General features: G+C 71.2%; 23 protein-coding genes. 11 read left to right on the forward strand and 12 right to left on the reverse strand.

What is annotated here, in order from left to right; all coding sequences use genetic code 11:
- Positions 1-17 precede the first annotated feature (17 nt).
- On the forward strand, positions 18-626 hold the full coding sequence (locus tag ABT123_RS15275; protein WP_351313547.1) for a hypothetical protein: 609 nt from the start codon (positions 18-20) through the stop codon (positions 624-626).
- A gap of 68 nt (positions 627-694) precedes the next feature.
- Here the strand turns inward: ABT123_RS15275 and ABT123_RS15280 are convergent, their stop codons facing one another.
- Positions 695-1,648 carry a DeoR/GlpR family DNA-binding transcription regulator gene (locus ABT123_RS15280; RefSeq protein WP_351313550.1) on the reverse strand — a complete coding sequence of 318 codons (954 nt, stop codon included), beginning with the start codon at positions 1,646-1,648 and terminating at the stop codon, positions 695-697.
- 177 nt (positions 1,649-1,825) lie between these two features.
- Complete coding sequence (locus ABT123_RS15285) at positions 1,826-3,265, reverse strand: NAD(P)H-quinone dehydrogenase (RefSeq protein WP_351313553.1); 1,440 nt, start codon at positions 3,263-3,265, stop codon at positions 1,826-1,828.
- A 185-nt stretch (positions 3,266-3,450) separates the two neighbouring features.
- Between ABT123_RS15285 and ABT123_RS15290 the strand changes: the two genes are divergently transcribed.
- The 4 genes from ABT123_RS15290 (at position 3,451) to ABT123_RS15305 (ending at position 7,114) form a co-directional block, all read left to right on the forward strand.
- Entirely contained in the window at positions 3,451-3,888 is a 438-nt protein-coding gene (locus ABT123_RS15290; protein WP_150209391.1) for a gamma-glutamylcyclotransferase family protein, read from the forward strand.
- 134 nt (positions 3,889-4,022) lie between these two features.
- Positions 4,023-4,829 (forward strand): purine-nucleoside phosphorylase, encoded by an 807-nt coding sequence (locus tag ABT123_RS15295; RefSeq protein WP_351313557.1) that lies wholly within the window; start codon positions 4,023-4,025, stop codon positions 4,827-4,829.
- Between the two features lie 61 nt (positions 4,830-4,890).
- Positions 4,891-6,540: a phospho-sugar mutase gene (locus ABT123_RS15300; protein WP_351313560.1), complete on the forward strand. Its 1,650-nt coding sequence runs from the start codon at positions 4,891-4,893 to the stop codon at positions 6,538-6,540.
- 139 nt (positions 6,541-6,679) lie between these two features.
- Positions 6,680-7,114, forward strand: a complete 435-nt coding sequence (locus tag ABT123_RS15305; RefSeq protein ID WP_351313562.1) for a CBS domain-containing protein — start codon at positions 6,680-6,682, stop codon at positions 7,112-7,114.
- Between the two features lie 148 nt (positions 7,115-7,262).
- Here the strand turns inward: ABT123_RS15305 and ABT123_RS15310 are convergent, their stop codons facing one another.
- Genes ABT123_RS15310 through afsQ1 form a run of 3 tightly spaced genes read right to left on the reverse strand, consistent with a single transcriptional unit; the run spans position 7,263 to position 10,085 of the window.
- Positions 7,263-7,919, reverse strand: a complete 657-nt coding sequence (locus ABT123_RS15310) for a GerMN domain-containing protein (RefSeq protein ID WP_351313565.1) — start codon at positions 7,917-7,919, stop codon at positions 7,263-7,265.
- Positions 7,912-9,510 (reverse strand): sensor histidine kinase, encoded by a 1,599-nt coding sequence (locus tag ABT123_RS15315; protein ID WP_502970962.1) that lies wholly within the window; start codon positions 9,508-9,510, stop codon positions 7,912-7,914. Before ABT123_RS15315 ends, ABT123_RS15310 begins: the two co-directional genes overlap by 8 nt.
- Positions 9,408-10,085 (reverse strand): two-component system response regulator AfsQ1, encoded by a 678-nt coding sequence (afsQ1, locus tag ABT123_RS15320; RefSeq protein ID WP_190344991.1) that lies wholly within the window; start codon positions 10,083-10,085, stop codon positions 9,408-9,410. Before afsQ1 ends, ABT123_RS15315 begins: the two co-directional genes overlap by 103 nt.
- A 176-nt stretch (positions 10,086-10,261) precedes the next feature.
- Here afsQ1 and ABT123_RS15325 point away from each other — a divergent pair, with 176 nt between their 5' ends.
- On the forward strand, positions 10,262-10,969 hold the full coding sequence (locus ABT123_RS15325; RefSeq protein ID WP_351313571.1) for a SigE family RNA polymerase sigma factor: 708 nt from the start codon (positions 10,262-10,264) through the stop codon (positions 10,967-10,969).
- Between the two features lie 260 nt (positions 10,970-11,229).
- Here ABT123_RS15325 and ABT123_RS15330 read toward each other — a convergent pair whose 3' ends face one another.
- Positions 11,230-11,943, reverse strand: coding sequence for a uridine kinase family protein (locus ABT123_RS15330; RefSeq protein ID WP_351313574.1), 714 nt, complete (start codon positions 11,941-11,943; stop codon positions 11,230-11,232).
- Positions 11,944-11,966: 23 nt separating this feature from the next.
- Here ABT123_RS15330 and ABT123_RS15335 point away from each other — a divergent pair, with 23 nt between their 5' ends.
- A complete protein-coding gene (locus tag ABT123_RS15335; RefSeq protein ID WP_351313577.1) occupies positions 11,967-12,317 on the forward strand; it encodes a hypothetical protein in 351 nt (116 codons plus the stop codon).
- Between the two features lie 252 nt (positions 12,318-12,569).
- On the opposite strand, the gene ABT123_RS15340 is transcribed toward ABT123_RS15335, so the two are convergent.
- The 3 genes from ABT123_RS15340 to deoC are packed head-to-tail and all read right to left on the reverse strand — an operon-like array spanning position 12,570 to position 15,866.
- The gene (locus ABT123_RS15340) at positions 12,570-13,469 is read right to left on the reverse strand and encodes an aldehyde dehydrogenase family protein (protein WP_351313580.1); all 900 of its coding nucleotides are present in this window, start codon (positions 13,467-13,469) and stop codon (positions 12,570-12,572) included.
- Positions 13,462-14,898, reverse strand: coding sequence for an aldehyde dehydrogenase family protein (locus ABT123_RS15345; protein WP_351313583.1), 1,437 nt, complete (start codon positions 14,896-14,898; stop codon positions 13,462-13,464). Before ABT123_RS15345 ends, ABT123_RS15340 begins: the two co-directional genes overlap by 8 nt.
- A gap of 5 nt (positions 14,899-14,903) precedes the next feature.
- The gene (deoC, locus tag ABT123_RS15350; RefSeq protein ID WP_351313899.1) at positions 14,904-15,866 is read right to left on the reverse strand and encodes a deoxyribose-phosphate aldolase; all 963 of its coding nucleotides are present in this window, start codon (positions 15,864-15,866) and stop codon (positions 14,904-14,906) included.
- Positions 15,867-15,987: 121 nt separating this feature from the next.
- Between deoC and ABT123_RS15355 the strand changes: the two genes are divergently transcribed.
- From ABT123_RS15355 to ABT123_RS15365, 3 genes are read left to right on the forward strand one after another with little or no spacing between them, the layout of a single operon-like run.
- Positions 15,988-16,623, forward strand: a complete 636-nt coding sequence (locus ABT123_RS15355; RefSeq protein WP_351313586.1) for a PH domain-containing protein — start codon at positions 15,988-15,990, stop codon at positions 16,621-16,623.
- A gap of 60 nt (positions 16,624-16,683) precedes the next feature.
- Positions 16,684-17,310: a VanZ family protein gene (locus ABT123_RS15360; RefSeq protein ID WP_351313589.1), complete on the forward strand. Its 627-nt coding sequence runs from the start codon at positions 16,684-16,686 to the stop codon at positions 17,308-17,310.
- A 37-nt stretch (positions 17,311-17,347) separates the two neighbouring features.
- Positions 17,348-17,548 carry a PspC domain-containing protein gene (locus tag ABT123_RS15365; RefSeq protein ID WP_150209377.1) on the forward strand — a complete coding sequence of 67 codons (201 nt, stop codon included), beginning with the start codon at positions 17,348-17,350 and terminating at the stop codon, positions 17,546-17,548.
- A 10-nt stretch (positions 17,549-17,558) separates the two neighbouring features.
- On the opposite strand, the gene ABT123_RS15370 is transcribed toward ABT123_RS15365, so the two are convergent.
- From ABT123_RS15370 to ABT123_RS15380, 3 genes are all read right to left on the reverse strand, one after another.
- Complete coding sequence (locus tag ABT123_RS15370) at positions 17,559-18,305, reverse strand: hypothetical protein (protein ID WP_351313593.1); 747 nt, start codon at positions 18,303-18,305, stop codon at positions 17,559-17,561.
- 124 nt (positions 18,306-18,429) lie between these two features.
- A complete protein-coding gene (locus tag ABT123_RS15375) occupies positions 18,430-18,696 on the reverse strand; it encodes a hypothetical protein (RefSeq protein WP_351313596.1) in 267 nt (88 codons plus the stop codon).
- 140 nt (positions 18,697-18,836) lie between these two features.
- Positions 18,837-19,985 (reverse strand): adenosine deaminase, encoded by a 1,149-nt coding sequence (locus ABT123_RS15380; protein ID WP_351313598.1) that lies wholly within the window; start codon positions 19,983-19,985, stop codon positions 18,837-18,839.
- A gap of 113 nt (positions 19,986-20,098) precedes the next feature.
- On the opposite strand from ABT123_RS15380, the gene ABT123_RS15385 reads away from it, so the two are divergent.
- Positions 20,099-20,833 (forward strand): alpha/beta hydrolase, encoded by a 735-nt coding sequence (locus ABT123_RS15385; protein WP_351313601.1) that lies wholly within the window; start codon positions 20,099-20,101, stop codon positions 20,831-20,833.
- Positions 20,834-20,919: the final 86 nt, after the last annotated feature.

A 20,919-nucleotide genomic window follows, 5' to 3' on the forward strand; every position in this document is an offset into this window, starting at 1 on the left:
AGGAGGAGAATCAGACCATGATCGATCACGATGCGTATCTGGCCGCCCTCTCCCGCAGCGAGGCCGTTTTCGACTCGGCCGCCCGGCTGCCCGGGCAGGTTTTCAAAGGGACCTGGGGCGAATCGTTGTTCTACGACTTCGATTCGCTGCTCGCCCCGGAGATCTGGCCGGCCCTGTGCGAGATGGCCCGATGGCACGGGGACGACCGGATCGATCTGGTGGTCCTCAAGCCGGACTGCCAGACGTACTACCTGAACGATTACCAGGTGTACCCGGCGGTCTCGCTGTCCGTCGATGCCACGGAAGACGATTACTGGGAGGCGATCAGCCACGAGCCGAAGGGTGACATCTTCGGGTCGATCGCCATCTCGGCGAACGTCATCACCCTTACGGGGCCCTCCGGACAGTGGGGCTGCTGGGGCGAAAGGGATCCTGAAGTATCGGTGTTCCGGGGGTTCCCGAGCCCGGGGGCACAGAACGAATGGCGTGAGCGGTTCGGCCCCTTCACCGATGCGCAAGGCGCACTGGAGACGTCACTCGCGATGGTCTTTCGCGATAACGTGCCGACGGAGTACGCGGAGAGGTTGACCGCGAACTACGGCCCCCCGAAGGGTAAGCACCAGTAACGCAATACGAAGGGCCCCGCCGGAATTTCCGGCGGGGCCCTTCTCTCACGCTCGGCCGCCCGCTGCCGCTACCGCCGCCGGAGGTCCGCCACCCTCGCCCGCTCGCGTTCCCGTTCCCCCGGCTCCGACAGAGCCGGGGCGCTGCGGAGTTGGGCGGTCGGGCCGCCGCGGCGTTGGACCGGGAGGGGGGATTCGCGGCGCGGGCGGCGGCCCGGGAGGCCGTCGACGCCGGTGGCCGGGCCGGAGCCCGCGACGGTGACCTGGACGCCCTGGTCCGCCAGGGCCTGGAGCTCCGCGGCGGCCCGGTCGTCGTGCGGTGGCGGCTCGTCCGTGACCAGGCGGGTGATGACATCCGTCGGCACCGTCTGGAACATGGTGTCGGTGCCGAGCTTGGTGTGGTCGGCGAGGACCACCACCTCCGCCGCCGCCTGCACCAGGGCGCGGTCCACGCTCGCGCTGAGCATGTTGGACGTGGACAGGCCCCGTTCCGCGGTCAGGCCGCTGCCCGACAGGAAGGCCCGGGAGACCCGCAGCCCCTGGAGGGATTGCTCCGCCCCGCTGCCCACCAGCGCGTAGTTGGAGCCGCGCAGGGTGCCACCGGTCATCACCACTTCGACCCGGTTGGCATGGGCCAGCGCCTGGGCGACCAGGAGGGAGTTGGTCACCACCGTCAGGCCGGGCACCCGGGCGAGCCGGCGGGCCAGCTCCTGGGTCGTGGTGCCCGCACCGACGACAACGGCCTCGCCCTCTTCGACGAGGCCGGCCGCGACATCGGCGATGGCGGTCTTCTCCGCCGTCGCGAGGTGGGACTTTTGCGGGAAGCCGGATTCACGGGTGAACCCGCCCGGCAGCACCGCACCGCCGTGCCGGCGGTCGAGGAGTCCTTCTGCCTCCAGCGCCCGCACGTCCCGCCGTACGGTCACTTCGGAGGTCTGGACGACGCGGGCGAGCTCACGGAGCGACACGGCTCCGTTGGCGCGCACCATTTCGAGGATCAACTGGCGACGTTCTGCAGCGAACACGAAACAGACGGTAACGCGGGCGACCGTCTGCTTTCAGCTCTTTGCGCCGGAATACCGAAGTTGTTCGCAAGGTGGGGTGACTAGTGGTATACGCGGCCCGAGTTGTTCGTGAACATCCGGGGCCGCCCCGGCACCCCACCCCCAACCCCCTTGCAGGCGGCGGTCGTTCGCAGGCGGTTACGCCTCCCCGGACGCCTTCCGGGTGTGCAGCTGGCGGGCCACCTCGGCGATCGACCCGGACAGCGAGGGGTACACGGTGAACGCGTTTGCGATCTGCTCGACCGTCAGATTGTTGTCGACCGCGATCGAGATGGGGTGGATCAGTTCGCTGGCACGCGGGGAGACGACCACACCGCCGACCACGATGCCGGTGCCCGGACGGCAGAACAGCTTCACGAACCCGTCCCGGATGCCCTGCATCTTGGCGCGCGGGTTGCGCAGCAGCGGCAGCTTCACCACCCGGGCCTCGATCTTGCCCGCGTCCACATCCGCCTGGGTGTAGCCGACGGTGGCGATCTCGGGGTCGGTGAAGACGTTCGAGGAGACCGTCTTGAGGTTGAGCGGGGTCACCGCGTCGCCGAGGAAGTGGTACATCGCGATCCGGCCCTGCATGGCGGCGACGGAGGCCAGGGCGAAGATGCCGGTGACGTCGCCGGCCGCGTATACGCCGGGCGAGGAGGTGCGGGAGACCTTGTCGGTCCAGATGTGCCCGGACTCCTTGAGCCGGACCCCGGACTCCTCCAGGTTCATGTTCTTGGTGTTCGGAATGGCGCCGACCGCCATCAGGCAGTGGGTGCCGGTGATGACCCGGCCGTCGGAGAGGGTGACCTCGACCCGGTCGCCGACCCGTTTGGCGGACTCGGCGCGGGACCGGCCGATGACGTTCATGCCGCGGCGGCGGAAGACGTCCTCCAGGACGGCCGCCGCGTCCGGGTCCTCGCCGGGCAGCACCCGGTCGCGGGAGGAGACCAGGGTGACCCGCGAGCCCAGCGCCTGGTACGCGCCGGCGAACTCGGCGCCCGTGACGCCCGAGCCGACCACGATGAGCTCCTCGGGGAGCTCGTCGAGGTCGTAGACCTGGGTCCAGTTCAGGATCCGCTCGCCGTCGGGCTGGGCGTCCGGGATCTCGCGCGGGGTGCCGCCGGTGGCGATCAGCACCGCGTCGGCGGTCAGAATCGTTTCCGTGCCGTCGGCGGCGGTGACGATGACGTCCCGGGTGCCGTCGATGCCCTGCGGGCCGCCGAGCCGGCCGCGACCGCGCATGACCTTGGCGCCGGCCCGGGTGACGGAGGCGGTGATGTCGTGCGACTGGGCGAGCGCGAGCCGCTTCACACGGCGGTTGACCTTGCCCAGGTCCACGCCGACCACGCGGGCGGCCTGCTCGAGGTGGGGGGTGTCGTCCGCGACGATGATCCCCAGCTCTTCGTAGGACGAATCGAAGTTCGTCATGACCTCGGCGGTTGCGATGAGGGTCTTGGAGGGGACGCAGTCGGTGAGCACCGACGCCCCACCCAGACCGTCGCAGTCCACGACGGTCACCTCCGCGCCGAGCTGAGCGCCCACGAGCGCCGCCTCATACCCGCCGGGTCCGCCGCCGATGATCACGATCCGGGTCACGAAAAGTCCGCCTCACGTCTGCCCGGCCGGCAGCCGCCCCGGCCGGTGTGTCCGGGGGGTCTTCCCCGGGGGATGCATTCCGTGCTCCATTGTCCCGCACGCTTCAAGGTGCTTCCGCCCGGGGCGGCCATCCGGGAGTGCGGGCGACGGGCGTCCAGCGCCACCCCTCCCGTACCCTCGACCTCATGTCGCTCTACGCCGCGTACGCCGGCAACCTCGACCCGCGGCTGATGACGCGCCGCGCCCCGCATTCCCCGCTGCGCGGCACGGGCTGGATCAACGGCTGGCGGCTGACCTTCGGCGGCGAGCAGATGGGCTGGGAGGGCGCCCTCGCCACGATCGTGGAGGCCCCGCGCCAGCAGGTCTTCGTCGCGCTCTACGACATCGCGCCCGCGGACGAGGAGTCCATGGACCGCTGGGAGGGTGTCGGGCTCGACATCTACCGCCGGATGCGGGTGCGGGTGCACACCCTGGACGGCGAGGAGGCCGCCTGGGTGTACGTCCTGAACGGTTACGAGGGCGGCCTGCCGTCGGCCCGCTACCTCGGCGAGATCGCCGACGCCGCGGAGTCCGCGGGCGCCCCCCACGACTATGTGATGGAACTCCGCAAGCGTCCCTGCTGACTGCCTCCGGCCCCGGAAACGGGGCTGCGTCGCAGGTGGGTGGCGCAAATCGTCGGAAACGACAAGGCAACGATCCGAACACCGTGAGCTGTTACATCTACGCGCGTAGGCCAGGAGCGGCTACGCTCGTCTGCGTGAACGCATCTGTTACCGATCCCCACGCCGCCGCCGACGCCGCGGCCGCGCGTCTGCGTGAGCTCACCGGCGCCGAGTCCCACGATGTCGCCCTCGTCATGGGCTCCGGCTGGGCCCCGGCCGCCGAAGCCCTCGGCGCTCCCGAGGCCGAGTTCCTGATCACCAAGCTGCCCGGCTTCCCCGCAGCCGCCGTCGCCGGCCACGGCGGCAAGGTCCGCTCGTACAAGATCGGCGACAAGCGCGCGCTGGTCTTCCTCGGCCGGACCCACTACTACGAGGGCCGCGGCGTCGCCGCGGTCGCCCACGGTGTCCGCACCGCCGTGGCCGCCGGCTGCAAGACGGTCGTGCTCACCAACGGCTGCGGCGGCCTCCGCGAGGGCATGCGCCCCGGCCAGCCGGTCCTGATCAGCGACCACATCAACCTCACCGCGACCTCGCCGATCGTCGGCGCCAATTTCGTGGACCTCACCGACCTCTACTCGCCTCGCCTGCGCGCGATGTGCAAGGAGATCGACGAGACCCTCGAAGAGGGCGTCTACGTCCAGTTCCCCGGCCCGCACTACGAGACCCCGGCCGAGATCAACATGATCCGCGTCATGGGCGCCGACCTGGTCGGCATGTCCACCGTGCTGGAGGCCATCGCCGCCCGTGAGGCCGGCGCCGAGGTGCTCGGCATCTCGCTGGTCACCAACCTGGCGGCGGGCCTGTCCGGCGAGCCGCTCAACCACGAAGAGGTCCTCCAGGCCGGCCGCGACTCGGCCGCCCGGATGGGCGAGCTGCTCACCCAGGTCCTCGCCCGGATCTGAGCAGGCTGGTAGGACGCTGGTAGCACCAGGCGTAGGCGACGCGAGAGGTTAGGCGGAAGTAGTGCAGGACGATCTGATCGCACGGGCCCAGGCATGGCTGGCCGAGGACCCCGACCCCGAGACCGCCGCGGAGCTCCGCGGGCTCATCGAGGCACAGGACCTCACCGAGCTCGCGGACCGCTTCTCCGGCACCCTGCAGTTCGGCACCGCCGGACTGCGCGGCGAGATCGGGGCCGGTCCGATGCGGATGAACCGCTCGGTGGTCATCCGGGCCGCGGCGGGCCTCGCGGCCTACCTCAAGGCGAAGGGCCACGAGGGCGGCCTGGTCGTCGTCGGCTACGACGCCCGGTACAAGTCGGCGGACTTCGCCCGCGACACCGCGGCGGTGATGACCGGCGCGGGTCTGCGCGCCGCCGTCCTGCCCCGTCCGCTGCCGACGCCCGTCCTCGCGTACGCCATAAGGCACCTGGGTGCCGTCGCCGGCGTCGAGGTGACCGCGAGCCACAACCCGCCCCGGGACAACGGCTACAAGGTCTACCTCGGCGACGGCTCCCAGATCGTGTCCCCCGCGGACGCGGAGATCGCCGCCGAGATCGCGGCGGTCGGCGCGCTGGCCGACGTACCGCGTCCGGCGGAGGGCTGGGAACAGCTCGGGGACGAGGTCCTGGAGGCCTACCTGGCGCGTACGGACGCCGTCCTGAGCCCCGGGTCCCCCCGCACCGTGCGGACCGTCTACACGGCCATGCACGGCGTCGGGAAGGACGTCGTCATGGCGGCCTTCGCCCGGGCCGGCTTCCCGGCCCCCGTCCTGGTCGCCGAACAGGCCGAACCGGACCCCGCCTTCCCCACCGTGGCCTTCCCCAACCCGGAGGAGCCGGGTGCGATGGACCTCGCCTTCGAGGCGGCCCGCGCGGCGGGCCCGGACATCGTGATCGCCAACGACCCGGACGCCGACCGCTGCGCGGTGGCCGTTCCGGACGATGGCGTCGAGGGCGGCTGGCGGATGCTGCGCGGCGACGAGGTCGGCGCGCTGCTGGCCGAGCACCTGGTGCACAAGGGCGCTCGGGGCGTTTTCGCCGAGTCCATCGTCTCCTCCTCGCTGCTGGGCCGGATCGCCGAGGCGGCCGGGGTCGGCTACGAGGAGACCCTCACCGGCTTCAAGTGGATCTCCCGGGTGGAGGGTCTGCGCTACGGCTACGAGGAGGCGCTCGGCTACTGCGTGGACCCCGAGGGCGTCCGCGACAAGGACGGCATCACCGCCGCCCTGCTGGTGGCCGAGCTGGCCTCGGAGCTCAAGGAGCACGGCCGCACCCTGACCGATCTGCTGGACGATCTGGCGATGGAGCACGGCCTGCACGCCACCGACCAGCTGTCGGTCCGGGTCGAGGACCTGTCGGTGATCGCCGACGCCATGCAGCGGCTCCGGGAGCAGCCGCCGACCGTGCTGGCGGGCCTGCGGGTGACCTCGGCGGAGGACCTCACCCGGGGGACCGACGCACTGCCGCCCACCGACGGCCTGCGCTACTACCTGGACGGCGACTACAAGGCCCGGGTGATCGTCCGCCCGTCCGGCACCGAGCCCAAGCTCAAGTGCTACCTGGAGGTCGTGGTCCCGGTGGCGGACGCCTCCGACCTGGCCTCGGCCCGCGTCCGCGGTGCCGATGTGCTGGCCGCGGTCAAGAAGGACCTGGCCGCCGCCGCGGGCATCTGACCCGCCCGGCTCCGCCGAAGGCCCCCGGACCCTCCCCCTGAGGTCCGGGGGCCTTCGCGCGCCCGGCGCGCCGTGTTCCGCCATCCGTGCTGTGCTCGTAGTGGGAACCACAGGGAACGATGGCAACCAAGGAGGAACCATGGCGAAGAACCTGCGGGCCCGGGACATCATGACCGCCGGTGTGCAGTGCGTGGGCGAGCACCAGTCCCTGCTCGACGCGTCGCGGATGATGCGCGATCTGAATGTCGGCTGTCTGCCGATCTGCGGGGACGACCAGCGTCTCCAGGGCCTGGTCACCGACCGCGACATCGTGATCCAGTGCTGCGCGGAGGGTAAGGACCCGGCGACGATGAAGGCCGGCGAGCTCGGCGGGAACCTGCACTGGATCGATGCGGAGAGCAGCGCCACCGAAGCCGTGGACAGCATGGAGATGCACCAGATCAAGCGGATGCCCGTGATCGACGTGCAGAACGGCCACCGCCTGGTCGGCATGATCACCGAGGCCAATCTGGCGAAGAACCTCTCCGACGAGGAGATCGCCGAATTCGCCGTCCGGCTGTACGCGGCCAACTGAGCCCGCCTCCGATGGCCGCCCGGTGGCGGACCTGAGCGGCCCCGCCACCGGGCTCGCGCGCCGTCAGCCGCGGGCCGTCAGCCGCGGGGCGCCACCGGGCCGACCTCCCGGACCACCTCGTAGGGGCGGACCTCAAGCGCGCTCGGGGTCAAGAGGCCGAGGCCGACGGCGACGGGGACCCTGCCGGCGAGGGTGTCGGCGAGGGTGTCGTACGGGCTATCTCGCCCAGGGTGGGCACCGATTCCGGGCGGGCCCGCATCGCGTCCGTGCACTCCCACTTGCGCGGCGGATCCGCGTCCGGGCCGCCCAGGATGACCGGGCCCGGGCCCGCCGAAACGGCCTCGCTGCCCGCCAGCGTGCACACCACCTGGGCCAGCGCCACCGGCGGCAGGTCCTCCGGCCGGCGGCTCAGCCGCAGGGTGCCCTGCGGGTCCCCGGTCCGGGACCGGACCGCCGACAGCCCGGCCGGAACCCCGGTGGTGAACCCCGCCTCCCGCTCCTCTCCGGAAGGGTTGCGCTCCAGCGCCTCCAGCAGTGCCTGTGCCACCAGCGCTTCCGGCTCCCGCACCGGCCGCTTCTCCGGGGCCGGCACCACCCGCTCCACACCGACCAGCTGCGATCCGCAGACCAGCTCCACGGTGGCCCTGAAGCCCTGGACGGAGGTCGCGGCGTTCTGTGCCGGGATGTCACAGGACACCCGCGACGGGGCCGCGCCCACGTCCACCGGGACGGTGGTGGCCCGGATCCCGCATCCGGAGAGCAACAGCGCGACCCCGACCACGCCCACCTGTACCCGCTTACGCATCTGCATCCGTGTCCTCGCCACCGGCGCTCACCCTTCCCACGTCGACCGGCAGCCGCAGCGTGAACAGCGCACCGCCCCCGGGGGAGTTGGCCGCCGTGATGTCACCGCCGTGGATGTGCGCGTTCTCCATCGCGATGGACAGTCCGAGCCCGCTGCCCTCCGAACGCGGCCTCGAGGCGCTCGCCTTGTAGAACCGGTCGAATACGTGCGGGAGGACCTCCTCCGGGATGCCCGGGCCGTTGTCCCGTACCTCGATCACCAGCCACTGCGCGTCCATCCGCACCGAAACCCGGACCGGCGAGCCGCCGTGCTTGAGCGCGTTGCCGATCAGGTTCGCCAGGATCACGTCCAGCCGCCGCGGGTCCAGCCGGGCCACGATGCCCCGCTCCGCGTCCAGTTCCACCGCGTCCAGCCAGGCGCGCGCATCGATGCAGGCCGTCACCTGGTCGGCCACGTCCACGTCGTCGAGCACCAGCCGGGCCGTGCCCGCGTCGAAGCGGGTGACCTCCATCAGGTTCTCGACCAGGACGTTGAGCCGCCGGGTCTCGCTCACCACCAGGTTCACGGCCGGCGCGATCATCGGATCGAGGCCCTCGACCTCCTCCTCCAGCACCTCCGTCACCGCGGTCAACGCGGTCAGCGGGGTCCGCAGTTCGTGCGACATGTCCGCCACGAACCGCCGGCTGGACTCCTCCCGGGCGCTCATGTCGGCGACCTTCTTCTCCAGCGCCTCCGCCGTCTTGTTGAACGTATGGGAGAGGTCGGCCAGTTCGTCGGTGCCGGACACGTCCAGCCGGGTGTCCAGTTCGCCCTCGCCCAGCCGGCGGGCGGCGTCGCCCAGCCGCTGCACCGGCTTGAGCACGGTCCGCGCCGCCGCCTGCGCCAGCAGCGCCGAACCGAGCAGGGCCAGGGCCGTCGCGATGCACAGCGACCAGGCCAGCGCGTTCAGGTCGTCCCGCTCGGTGGCCAGGGACTTGTACATGTAGCCGGTCGGCCCGCCGCCCACGATCCGGGTGCCGCCCACCAGGTACGGGTTGCCGTCGGGCTTCGTCCGCTGCCAGTACATGTGGTACTCGGCGTCGTTGGCCGCGGTCACCTTCTGCTGGTCGTTCACCGCGTACTGGAGGGACTTCGGTACGTCCTCCAGCGTGAACGCGTCCGGCCCGGCCGAACCGGACACCTTCTGCCCGCTCTTGCGTTCGTCCACCAGCAGCACGCTGTACCCGGGGGCACTGCCCGCCATCAGCTCGGCGGTGCGCTGCAGTTCCTGCGGGGTCGGGTCGCCGGGCAGCGCGGCGGCACGGTTCTGCATCTCCTGCCGGAAGTCCCCGAGGGCGGCGTCCTGGGTACGGGTGAGCACCGCCTCCCGGTTCAGCCAGTACGCGATCCCGGACGCCGACACCGCGGCGGTCAGCGCGACCAGCGCGAACACGATCAGGAGCCGCAGCCGCAGGCTGGTCCAGCGCCGGCCCGCGAGCAGCGCGCGGATCACTGCGGGGAGTCCAGGCGGTAGCCGACCCCGCGCACGGTCCGGATCAGCGTCGGCGAGGACGGCACGTCCTCGACCTTGGCGCGCAGCCGCTGCACGCACGCGTCCACCAGCCGGGAGTCGCCGAGGTAGTCGTGCTCCCACACCAGGCGGAGCAACTGCTGCCGGGACAGTGCCTGGCCCGGCCGGCGGCTGAGTTCCAGCAGCAGCCGCAGCTCGGTCGGGGTCAGCTGGAGGTCGTCGCCGTTCTTGGTGACCGTCATCGCGGCCCGGTCGATGACCAGGGAACCGAAGGTCGCCGAGTCGCTGGCCTCCCGCTCACCGCGGCGCAGCACGGCCCGGATGCGGGCGTCCAGCACCCGGCCCTGGACGGGCTTGACCACGTAGTCGTCGGCACCGGACTCCAGTCCGACGACCACGTCGATGTCATCGCTGCGGGCGGTCAGCAGGATGATCGGCAGCTGGTCGGTGCGCCGGATCCGCCGGCAGACCTCGAAACCGTCGATCCCGGGCAGCATCACGTCCAGCACGATCAGGTCCGGCCGCTGCTCACGCAGCAGTTTCAGGCCGTCCTCGCCCGTCGCCGCGGTGGCCACACGGTGGCCCTGGCGTGACAGGGAGAGTTCGAGGGCCGTGCGGATGGCGTCGTCGTCCTCGATCAGCAACAGGAAAGGCACCCGCTCATTCTGTCCCATGCCCCCTTCGGACTTCGACCGTCGAACGGTCACGATCGACAGCCGCGGTCCGCGCGACACGCGACAGGCGGCTGTGACAGCCCTGTGACAGTCGGCGGACACCTCGGTTAAGTCGGCCCGGCAGTCTTTTCGATGTCGGACCGATCAGGAGGCGCGAGATGAACACGCTGCACAGCACCACGCCCAGCGCGGTTGTCACGCGGCTGCACGATGTGAACCGCCGGACGGCTGCCCGTACGGTCTCCCGGCCCCGGCCGGCTCATCTCACAGCCATTGACGCCAACGAGTACCAGGCGGTTCCCGCGCAGCGCACGCAGTCTGCACCGGCTGCGCCGTCGCCCTCCTCCGAGGCCGAGTTCACGGCGTACGTCCAGGAGCGCCGGGCCGCGCTCTTCGCGACCGCGTTCCACCTGACCGGCGACCGGCACGAGGCCGAGGACCTGCTGCAGAGCGCGCTGTTCTCGACGTACCGCGCCTGGGACCGGATCACCGACAAGGCCGCGGTCGGCGGCTACCTGCGCCGGACCATGACCAACCTGCACATCAGCGCCTGGCGCCGGCGCAAGCTGAACGAGTACCCGACCGAGGAACTGCCGGAGACGGTCGGCGACTCGGACGCGATGCGCGGCACCGAACTCCGCGCGGTCCTGTGGCAGGCCCTGACCCGCCTCCCGGAGCCGCAGCGCACCATGCTGGTGCTGCGCTACTACGAGGGCCGTACGGACCCGGAGATCGCCGAGATCCTGGGCATCAGCGTCGGCACGGTGAAGTCGAGCATCTGGCGCTCGCTGCGCCGGCTGCGCGAGGACGAGGCGCTGAGCTTCGGCCGTGACGAGGCGGAGTCCTTCGAGGAGCTCGTCGCCTGAGAGCCAACGGCCACGGGGGCCGTCCTGCGGGGGTGGGACGGAGGCCATGGGGGAACGCGCGGGATCAGTCGGCCGGGGGTCCGACTGATCCCGCGCTGTTCTGATTTTTGGACGCCGGACTCGCACCGCTCGGCCCCAAGGGGCCTCCCGGGCTTCGCCCGGCTGCGCCGGACTCCGTCCGTCGACTGGCGGGCAGGGTCTGCTGCCCACCTGAACCACGTGCCTATCCGGGCGCGGGTTCAACCACGTACGGCCCGGGCCTAGGCGGCGGCGCCGCTGGTGGCGCCGGCCGTGCGGTGGCGGCCGGCCGCCGCCGCGGCGAGGCGGCCCAGCGCTTCGTCCCGGCCACAGGCGTGCGCGCCCAGCGCGACGTGCCGGGCCACGATGCCCCGCTCGGCGCGCATCAGCCGCCATCCCCTGCGCAGCAGGAACGGCATCGACTTGCGCCCCTCCCGCAGATCGCGCGACAGCCGCCGCCGGAACGTCGTGGACGGCCGCCCGCGCAGGCAGATCGCATCGGCCAGCAGCCCCAGCTCCTGGCACCGGGCCGCGATGTCGGCCGCGAAGATCCCCTCCGCGATGAACAGCGGGGTGCGCGAGATGTCGAGGGTCTCGGAACCGGTCCGGGAACTGGTGGCGATGTCGTAGACCGGCACCGCGGTCCGACCCGCCCCGCACAACGCGGCGACGGCCGCCACGGCGGCGTCCGAGTCCCAGGACCGCGGAGAGTCCCAGTCGATGTCGGAGCTGCCGTCGACCAGCGGAAGGGTCGGATCCGACCCCTCTTTGTAGAAATCGTCGAGACGCAGGACTGGCAGCCCGGACCGGGCTGCCAGCGAGGACTTTCCTGAACCCGAGGGACCCGTCAACAGGACGACGCGCGTCGGAAGGGGAGATGAACAGCTCACGGGACACCAGTGTGACGCATTACCCCGCGTAGGGGATCCCCGCGGAGGCCCGTTGGTATTCAGCATCACACCTCAACTACGCTGAGTGCATGGGACGTCACGCATCATCCGCACCCCGGCACGCTCTCCGCAACGCCGGTCTGACCGTTTCGATGGCCGGCGCGGCCCTGGCGATGGCCGCGGGCGCGGCCCAGGCCGGTGAGGTGTCGGTGCCACATGCGCTGGCCGGCATCACCGATCCCGTCACCGCGCTCAAGGTGAACCCGCTCGCCGGTACCGGCGTGGACCCGCTGGACAACGGGGTCGGCACGAAGGTCGCCGACTTCCCGGCGGTGGGCACCACGATGGTCACCGGGGTACTCACCCAGGGCCCCTCGGTCGGCGAACTCCCCACGACCGCGGTCTCGTCCCTGCTGGGACCGCTCAACGGGCAGCGCTAGACGAAAGGCCCCGGCAGCGCGGGGGTTCGCTGCCGGGGCCGGTCTTTGCGGGCAAGTGAGCCCTGCCGTTGTCAGGACCGGCCGCAGCCGCCCCTTGCCCGTCCCGCCGAAGCCTGCGCGGGCGAGTGAGCCGAAGGCGGCGCGTCGGCGAAGGAGGGCGAGCGCCCGGAGGAAACCGCGAGGAACGAGTGGTTTCTGAGGACGCACGCCCTCCTGGAGCCGACAGAAGCGCCGCCGGAGGCGAACCGAGCCCTAATAGGCAGAGCCCGATGCGCCGAGCGAGCCCGTGGGGTGCCAGACGGTCTTGGTTTCCAGGAACGCCGTCATGCGGTGCGTGCCCGGGTCGGCGGTCCAGTCGTCCACAGGCTGTGGACGCAGGACGCGCTTGAGGTTGTCGGCCGCCGCGACCTCCAGCTCCTTGGCGAGCGCCACATCCGCACCGGCCAGGTCGATCGCGTTGACGTCCTGGTGGGACGCCAGGTGCGGGCCCATCTCGCCGGCCTTGCCGGACAGGATGTTGACCACGCCGCCGGGCAGGTCGGAGGTGGCCAGCACCTCGCCCAGGGAGAGGGCGGGGAGCGGGGACTTCTCCGAGGCAATCACCACGACCGTGTTGCCCGTCGCGATCACCGGGGCGATCACCGAGATCAGGCCCAGGAACGAGGAGTCCTGCGGGGCCACGACCGTCACCACACCGGTCGGCTCCGGGGTGGAGAGGTTGAAGTACGGGCCAGCGACTGGGTTGGCCCCGCCCACGATCTGGGCGATCTTGTCGGTCCAGCCCGCGTACCAGACCCAGCGGTCGATGGCCGCGTCCACGACCGCCGCCGCCTTCGACTTCGACAGCCCCTCGGCCTCGCCGACCTCGCGGACGAACTGGTCCCGGCGGCCCTCCAGCATTTCGGCAATGCGGTAGAGGATCTGGCCGCGGTTGTACGCGGTGGCGCCCGACCAGCCGCCGAAGGCCTTGCGGGCCGCGACCACCGCGTCACGGGCGTCCTTGCGGGACGACAGCGGAGCGTTGGCCAGCCAGTTTCCCTTGGAGTCGGTCACCTCGTACACCCGGCCGCTCTCGGAACGCGGGAACTTGCCCCCCACGTACAGCTTGTAGGTCTTGAAGACGCTCAGACGCTGCTCGGACTTCTCAGACATCGAGGTAGGCCTCCAGACCGTGACGGCCGCCCTCGCGGCCGAAGCCCGACTCCTTGTAGCCGCCGAAGGGCGAGGTCGGGTCGAACTTGTTGAACGTGTTGGCCCACACCACACCCGCGCGGAGCTTGCTCGCGACCGCGAGGATCCGCGAGCCCTTCTCCGTCCAGATGCCGGCGGACAGGCCGTACTGGCTGTTGTTGGCCTTGGCCACGGCCTCGTCCGGGGTGCGGAACGTCAGCACGGACAGCACCGGACCGAAGATCTCGTCGCGGGCGATGGTGTGCGCCTGGGTGACGTTCGTGAAGAGCGTCGGGGCGAACCAGTAGCCGGCGGACGGAATCTCGCAGGCCGGGGACCAGCGCTCGGCGCCCTCGGCCTCGCCCTGCTCGGCGAGTGCGGTGATCCGGGCCAGCTGCTCGGCCGAGTTGATCGCACCGATGTCGGTGTTCTTGTCCAGCGGGTCGCCGAGGCGCAGCGTGGACAGGCGGCGCTTGAGGGAGTCCAGCAGCTCGTCGTGGATCGACTCCTGGACCAGCAGCCGGGAGCCCGCGCAGCAGACCTGGCCCTGGTTGAAGAAGATGCCGCCGACGATGCCCTCGACCGCCTGGTCGATGGGCGCATCGTCGAAGACGATGTTGGCGCCCTTGCCGCCCAGCTCCAGGGTGACCTTCTTGTCGGTGCCGGCGACCTGGCGGGCGATGGCCTTGCCGACCGCGGTGGAGCCGGTGAAGGCGACCTTGTTGACGTCGGGGTGGGCAACCAGCTCGGCGCCCGCGTCCCCGTACCCGGGGATGATGTTGACGACGCCCTTGGGCAGGCCGGCCTGGCGGCAGATGTCCGCGAAGAACAGCGCCGACAGCGGGGTGGTCTCGGCGGGCTTCAGCACCACCGTGTTGCCGGCGGCGAGCGCCGGGGCGATCTTCCACGCCAGCATCAGCAGCGGGAAGTTCCACGGGATGACCTGGCCGGCCACGCCGAGCGGGCGCGGGTTCGCGCCGTAGCCGGCGTGGTCGAGCTTGTCGGCCCAGCCCGCGTAGTAGAAGAAGTGCGCGGCGACCAGCGGGAGGTCCGCGTCGCGGGTCTCCTTGATCGGCTTGCCGTTGTCCAGGGTCTCCAGGACGGCCAGCTCGCGGCTGCGCTCCTGGATGATCCGGGCGATCCGGAAGAGGTACTTGGCGCGCTCGGATCCGGGCAGCGCGGACCACTTCTCGAAGGCCTTGCGGGCGGCCTTCACGGCACGGTCGACGTCCGCGGTGCCCGCCTGGGCGACCTCGGCCAGCACCTCCTCGCTGGAGGGGCTGACGGTCTTGAAGACCTTGCCGTCGGCCGCGTCGGTGAACTCACCGTCGATGAACAGGCCGTAGGAGGGGGCGATGTCGACGACCGAGCGGGACTCGGGAGCCGGTGCGTACTCGAAAAGGGAAGCCATGGTGATCAGTCCACCGTCACGTAGTCAGGACCGGAGTAGCGGCCGGTGGCGAGCTTCTGGCGCTGCATGAGCAGGTCGTTCAGCAGGCTGGAGGCGCCGAACCGGAACCATTCGTTGGTCAGCCAGTCCTCGCCCGCGGTCTCGTTGACCAGGACCAGGAACTTGATCGCGTCCTTGGTGGTCCGGATGCCGCCGGCCGGCTTTACACCGATCTGGATTCCAGTCTGCGCCTTGAAGTCGCGGACGGCTTCGAGCATCAGCAGGGTGTTGGCGGGGGTCGCGTTGACCCCGACCTTGCCGGTGGAGGTCTTGATGAAGTCGGCGCCCGCGAGCATGCCGATCCAGGAGGCGCGGCGGATGTTGTCGTAGGTCGACAGCTCGCCGGTCTCGAAGATGACCTTCAGGCGGGCGGCGCTGCCGTCCTCGCGGACGCAGGCCTCCTTGACGGCCTTGATCAGCTCGTACGTCTCCAGGTAGCGGCCGGCGAGGAAGGCGCCACGGTCGATGACCATGTCGATCTCGTCGGCGCCGGCGGCGACGGCGTCCCGGGTGTCGGCCAGCTTCACGGGCAGGGCCGCGCGGCCCGCCGGGAAGGCGGTGGCTACGGAGGCGACCTTCACGTCGGCGCCGTGCAGGGCGGCCTTCGCGGTGGCCACCATGTCCGGGTAGACGCACACGGCGGCGGTCATCGGGGTGGTGCGGTCGGTCGGGTCGGGATGAACGGCCTTGGCGGCGAGCGCCCGGACCTTGCCCGGGGTGTCTGCGCCTTCCAGCGTGGTCAGGTCGATCATCGAAATGGCCAGGTCGATGGCGTACGCCTTGGCCGTGGTCTTGATCGAACGCGTACCGAGGCCGGCCGCGCGGGCCTCCAGGCCGACGGCGTCCACGCCGGGCAACCCGTGCAGGAAGCGGCGCAGCGCACTGTCGGACGTCGTCACGTCAGCGAATGCGGTGAGGGTGGTGGGCATGGTCACCAGATGAGCATATCTACGCGCGTAGCGACCTGTCACCCCCCTCGGGTGCACATCTGTGCGGCGTACGTCGCATCCGCGCGAGCCCGCCCTGGAGGCGTACGGCAGAATCGGCGGCATGACGAGCCCCTCCCCCGCGTCCCCCTCCGACGAGCCGGTGTACCAGGACCGCGTGTACCGCTCCCCGATGGCCATCGTCGGCGGGGTGCTGCTGCTCGCTCTGCTGGTCTGGCTGTGCGGGGACGCCATCGTGCGGGGCAAGGGGAACGCGCCCTGGTTCGGGGTGGCCGGGGCGCTGGTCGCGATGCCGCTGACGGTGGCCTTCACCCTGCGGCCCGCCGTGTTCGCGGGCGCCGACCGGCTGCGGGTGCGCAACCCCTTCCGCAGCATCGAGCTGCCCTGGGGGGCCGTGGACTCCCTGCGGTCCGGGTACTCCGCCGAGGTGCTGACCGAGGACGCGAAGTACCAGCTGTGGGCCATCCCGGTCTCGCTGCGGGACCGCAAGAAGGCCAACCGGCAGATCGCCCGCCGTGAGGCGCTGACCCGCCGGGGCGAGACCGATCCGGCGGTGCTGGGCACCGAGAACCCGCGCGCGCAGGCCGACCAGCACATCGACGAGCTGCGCGAGCTCGCCGAGCAGGGCGCGAAGCGGGAGACCGCGCAGGGGCCGGTGAGCGTCCGCTGGGCGTACGAGATCCTCGCCCCGGCCGTGGCGGGCGCGATCCTGCTGATTGTGCTGCTCATCACCCGTTAGGGGGAGCCGGGCGGCCCGCCGGGCGGAACCGCGGCCACCGCGGGCCGCGTCCTCGCAGGTGTGCAGCGTCATGAGGCCGGCGGCAGTGCCGCCATACCACTCCGGCTCCGGGTGCTGGGCGGCGTACTCCTGGCCGCCCATCTGGTGCTCGTCGGCTGGCTGACTCTGCGGCCCCTGGACGTGCCGTGGGCTGCCGCGCCCAATCTGACACCGCTGGCCGGGATCCGGGCCGATCTGGCGTACGGGGTGCTGGAGGCGGCCCGGCGGATCGGCTCCTCGCTGGCCCTGCTGGCCCCGCTCGGGGTGCTGCTTCCGCTGGTCAGCGGCCGGCTCGCACCCTCGCCGCTGGCCGCCTGGTCCTCGCTGACCCGGACCGCCGCCGCGGGCGCGCTGGTCTCCCTGGTGATCGAAATGCTGCAGACGGCCGTGCCGGGCCAGGTGGTGGACGTGGACTCGGTGCTGCTGAACACGACGGGCGTGGTGCTCGCACACCTGGCCGTGGTGCCGGCCGGGCGGGCGCGGCTGCGGCGGACCCGCACGGTCCGGGACACCCAGGAGTCCCGGGAGGTCCGGGACGTTGCGGCGCGCATGGACGGGCCGGTTCCTCAGGGACGGACCCCGAGAATTCCCAGGGTCGGGCTGGAACCTTGGGCCGAGGTTTTGTCCGCGGTGCCGCGGGAGTATTGAGGTACCGCAGAAAGCGGTACCTCAATAAGGAGAAACCATGAGCGCCCTTGCCCGCCCCCGTGACGGACGATGGATCGGCGGAGTCTGTGCCGGTCTCGCGCGACGCTTCGGAATGTCCGCGAACACCATGCGTCTCATATTCGTGGTCTCGTGCCTGCTGCCCGGTCCGCAGTTCCTGATCTATCTGGCCCTGTGGGTGCTGCTGCCGAACGAGAAGTCCGCCTCGACCGCCTGGTAATCACTGGTAATCAGCGGATGTGCTGCTTTACCTTTTCCAGCTGCTTGTCCGCGACCTCGTGCGGGACCTCGGCGGTGGTCTTGGCGCCGGCCACGTTGAGGCCCATGAGCCGTACGACGGTCGCCCCCTCGCGGACCACCACCAGGTGGACCTGCGCCGAGACGCCCTCGGCCGCGGCGACGGTGGTCCAGCTGACGCTCTCGTCGCCGCCCGTCTTGTACGCGGCCGGCTTGACCTGGCTGTAGCTGCCGGACTGCTTCTCCACCGTCGCGGTGAACCCGGCCCCGCAGGCGGCCACGGCGTCCCGGAGCCGCGCGATCAGCCGCTTGGCGTCCGACTCGGAGTACTCGCTGAGGGATGCGGAGACGGCCAGGCCGAGCTGCTTCTGCGAGCCGATGCCCCGGTTCACGGTCTCTTCGGCCGCCGGGTCGGGCTTGTCGCCCATGATGTCGGCGAGCGGCTGGCAGGCCTTCTTGTCCGCCTGCGGCTGGCCGTCGGGGGCGTTCGGGTTCTTGCCCTGCGCGGAGATCTGGTACCCGGCGAGATCGCCCTGGACCAGGGCGGCCCGCTCCAGCGGGGTACGGGCGGCCGGGGGCGCGCCGGGGGCCGCGGGCGCGGCGGACCCCTTGGGGTCGGGGCTCTTGTCCGCGGCCGTGCCGCCGTCCGGGTCGCCGCTGCAGCCGACGGCGCCGAGCATCAGGACAGGAAGCAGAACGGGCAGCAGGGCGGCGCTCGCCGCGGATGACTTCACACGCATGACCGAGACCTCGTACCCCGTGTGGAGAGCGGTGGTTGGGGGGGTGATCGTGGCACACGGCACGGTGGGACGCGCAGCTGCGCGAACAGCCGTACGCCCACCGTGCGGACGTGCGAGTCGCGAATCAGCCGCCGATCGGCAGACCGCCCAGGGGCAGCCCGCCCAGGGAGCCGGTCAGCGAGTTCAGCGGCCCGGCCGCGTCGGTCGCCTGCCCCTCCTGGCCGGCCTGCTTGTTGGTGACCGCCTCCGCAGTGTTGGTCACCACGCTCAGCGCGTCGGCGGCACCCAGCTGGGGCAGGGCGGCGCTCGCCGAGGCGGCACCGGCGGCGGAAGCGGCGAAGGCAGCACCGAGGACGGCGACACCGAGGGTCTTGGCAGCTGACTGCTTCATGAAGGATCGTCCTTGCGACAGGGAATGTGAGCGGCTCCGCAAGCTAGCCAGACCAAACGCCGTCCCGCAAACATCAGTTGATATGAGAAAGCGCCCGGGATATGCCACTCCCGGGCGCTCTCGAATGGTGACGCTCAGGCCTAGGCCGAGACGGAACCGCTGGTGGAGACGGTCTGCCGGAACAGCCACTCGGACTTCAGCTCCGCATAGCCCGGCTTGATCACGTCGTTGATCATCGCCAGTCGTTCATCGAAAGGAATGAACGCGGACTTCATCGCATTGACGGTGAACCACTGCATGTCGTCGAGCGTGTAGCCGAAGGTGTCGACCAGGTGCTCGAACTCGCGGCTCATGCTGGTGCCGCTCATCAGCCGGTTGTCGGTGTTGACCGTCAGCCGGAAGTGCAGCTTGCGCAGCAGGCCGATCGGGTGCTCGCCGTAGGAGGCCGCCGCGCCCGTCTGCAGGTTCGAGGTGGGGCACATCTCCAGCGGGATGCGCTTGTCCCGGACGTACGAGGCCAGCCGGCCCAGCGTCACGCTGCCGTCGGCGGCGACCTCGATGTCGTCGATGATCTTCACACCGTGGCCGAGCCGGTCGGCGCCGCACCACTGCAGGGCCTGCCAGATCGACGGAAGGCCGAAGGCCTCGCCCGCGTGGATGGTGAAGTGGTTGTTCTCGCGCTTGAGGTACTCGAAGGCGTCGAGGTGGCGGGTGGGAGGGAACCCGGCCTCGGCGCCGGCGATGTCGAAGCCGACCACGCCGTTGTCGCGGTAGCGGTTGGCGAGCTCCGCGATCTCCAGCGCCCGGGCCGCGTGCCGCATCGCGGTCAGCAGCGCGCCGACCCGGATCCGGTGGCCGTTGGCCTTGGCGCGCCGCTCGCCCTCGCGGAAGCCGTCGTTGACCGCCTCGACGACCTCTTCGAGGGTCAGGCCGGCTTCCAGGTGCTGCTCGGGGGCGTAGCGGATCTCGGCGTACACGACGCCGTCCTCGGCCAGGTCCTCGGCGCACTCGGCGGCGACCCGGAACAGCGCCTCCTTGGTCTGCATGACGGCGCAGGTGTGCGCGAACGTCTCCAGGTAGCGCGGGAGGGATCCGGAGTCGGCGGCTTCGCGGAACCAGATGCCCAGCTTGTCGGCATCGGTCTCGGGGAGGTTCTCGTAACCGACCGCCGCGGCCAGCTCGATGATGGTCCCGGGCCGCAGACCGCCGTCGAGGTGGTCGTGCAGCAGCACCTTCGGGGAGCGGCGGATCTGATCCGGGGTGGGCAGGTTGGGGGTGTCGCTCGTCATCTGCGCACTCTACTCCTACGCGCGTAGAGCACCAGTGCGATACGGGCCGTCGATACGTAACAGTGACCGTGCGGACGGGTGGCATACACCTCAGGGTCTGAGACTGTTCCGCCATGGCACAGCATGCGAAGCCGGACCGCGGGGCGCACCTGGGGCGGGCGGGCGGCGCGGATGGCTCCGGCGGGGCGGTCAGCGGCGTGGTGCTCCTGCTCCCGGGACGCCCCGGATTGTCACCCTTATCCCCCGGGCCGGTACGCCCGCTGGCCCGGGCCCTGGCCCGTGCGGGCGGCGCTGCGGGCCTGGTCACCCATCTCGTACAGGGCGCGGACGCGAGCGCGGGCAGTGCCGGCGGCGTCGGCGGGGCGGCGGACGAGGTGGTGCGCCGGTACGGCGACGTCCCGGTCTGCCTCGCCGGCTACGGGCCCGGCGGCCTGACCGCGCTCCGCGGCGCCGGTCATCCGGCGGTCAACTCGGTGCTGGCGATCGCCCCTTGCCTGCCGGAGGCGGCGGCGGACGGGTCACCGGAACCGGTGAAGCAGCTGGCCGGACGGCAGGTGCTGATCGTGCACGGCACGAACGATGCCTGTACGGACCCGGAGCTGTCGTTCCGGCTGGCGGCGCGGGCGAAGAAGGCGAATCGTTCGACCTGTCGGTTCGAGGTCCACTCGGACGGCCATGCGCTGCGCGAGCACCGGGCCGAAGTGGTCGCGCTGGGGGTGGATTTCGTCCTCGGCGCGGTGCTGGGCAGCCGGTGGTCCCGCCCGGTCACGGACGCGCTGGCGGCGCCACCGCCGCTGGGCCTGCGGATGCCCCTGGCCTCCGGTTTCGGCCGCTCCCTGCGGGGCTGACCGGGCGCCTGCGCGGCGGGTACGCCGGATGGCCGAGAATTCGCCAAGGACGGGCGGGCCGCCGGTGGGGACGGTGTCCTCAGGGC

Source organism: Streptomyces sp. NPDC002054 (assembly GCF_040296685.1).
Classification (GTDB): Bacteria; Actinomycetota; Actinomycetes; order Streptomycetales; family Streptomycetaceae; genus Streptomyces.

Excerpts from the sequence above, each read along its gene's own strand:
- ABT123_RS15365 (WP_150209377.1), top strand. The coding sequence starts at position 17,348 with ATGAGCGCCCTTGCCCGCCCCCGTGACGGACGATGGATCGGCGGAGTC.
- ABT123_RS15310 (WP_351313565.1), bottom strand. The coding sequence starts at position 7,919 with ATGCGTAAGCGGGTACAGGTGGGCGTGGTCGGGGTCGCGCTGTTGCTC.
- ABT123_RS15325 (WP_351313571.1), top strand. The coding sequence starts at position 10,262 with ATGAACACGCTGCACAGCACCACGCCCAGCGCGGTTGTCACGCGGCTG.
- ABT123_RS15385 (WP_351313601.1), top strand. The coding sequence starts at position 20,099 with ATGGCACAGCATGCGAAGCCGGACCGCGGGGCGCACCTGGGGCGGGCG.
- ABT123_RS15355 (WP_351313586.1), top strand. The coding sequence starts at position 15,988 with ATGACGAGCCCCTCCCCCGCGTCCCCCTCCGACGAGCCGGTGTACCAG.
- ABT123_RS15375 (WP_351313596.1), bottom strand. The coding sequence starts at position 18,696 with ATGAAGCAGTCAGCTGCCAAGACCCTCGGTGTCGCCGTCCTCGGTGCT.
- ABT123_RS15345 (WP_351313583.1), bottom strand. The coding sequence starts at position 14,898 with ATGGCTTCCCTTTTCGAGTACGCACCGGCTCCCGAGTCCCGCTCGGTC.
- ABT123_RS15340 (WP_351313580.1), bottom strand. The coding sequence starts at position 13,469 with ATGTCTGAGAAGTCCGAGCAGCGTCTGAGCGTCTTCAAGACCTACAAG.
- ABT123_RS15335 (WP_351313577.1), top strand. The coding sequence starts at position 11,967 with ATGGGACGTCACGCATCATCCGCACCCCGGCACGCTCTCCGCAACGCC.
- ABT123_RS15305 (WP_351313562.1), top strand. The coding sequence starts at position 6,680 with ATGGCGAAGAACCTGCGGGCCCGGGACATCATGACCGCCGGTGTGCAG.
- deoC (WP_351313899.1), bottom strand. The coding sequence starts at position 15,866 with ATGCCCACCACCCTCACCGCATTCGCTGACGTGACGACGTCCGACAGT.
- ABT123_RS15275 (WP_351313547.1), top strand. The coding sequence starts at position 18 with ATGATCGATCACGATGCGTATCTGGCCGCCCTCTCCCGCAGCGAGGCC.
- ABT123_RS15290 (WP_150209391.1), top strand. The coding sequence starts at position 3,451 with ATGTCGCTCTACGCCGCGTACGCCGGCAACCTCGACCCGCGGCTGATG.
- ABT123_RS15330 (WP_351313574.1), bottom strand. The coding sequence starts at position 11,943 with ATGCTGAATACCAACGGGCCTCCGCGGGGATCCCCTACGCGGGGTAAT.
- ABT123_RS15370 (WP_351313593.1), bottom strand. The coding sequence starts at position 18,305 with ATGCGTGTGAAGTCATCCGCGGCGAGCGCCGCCCTGCTGCCCGTTCTG.
- ABT123_RS15380 (WP_351313598.1), bottom strand. The coding sequence starts at position 19,985 with ATGACGAGCGACACCCCCAACCTGCCCACCCCGGATCAGATCCGCCGC.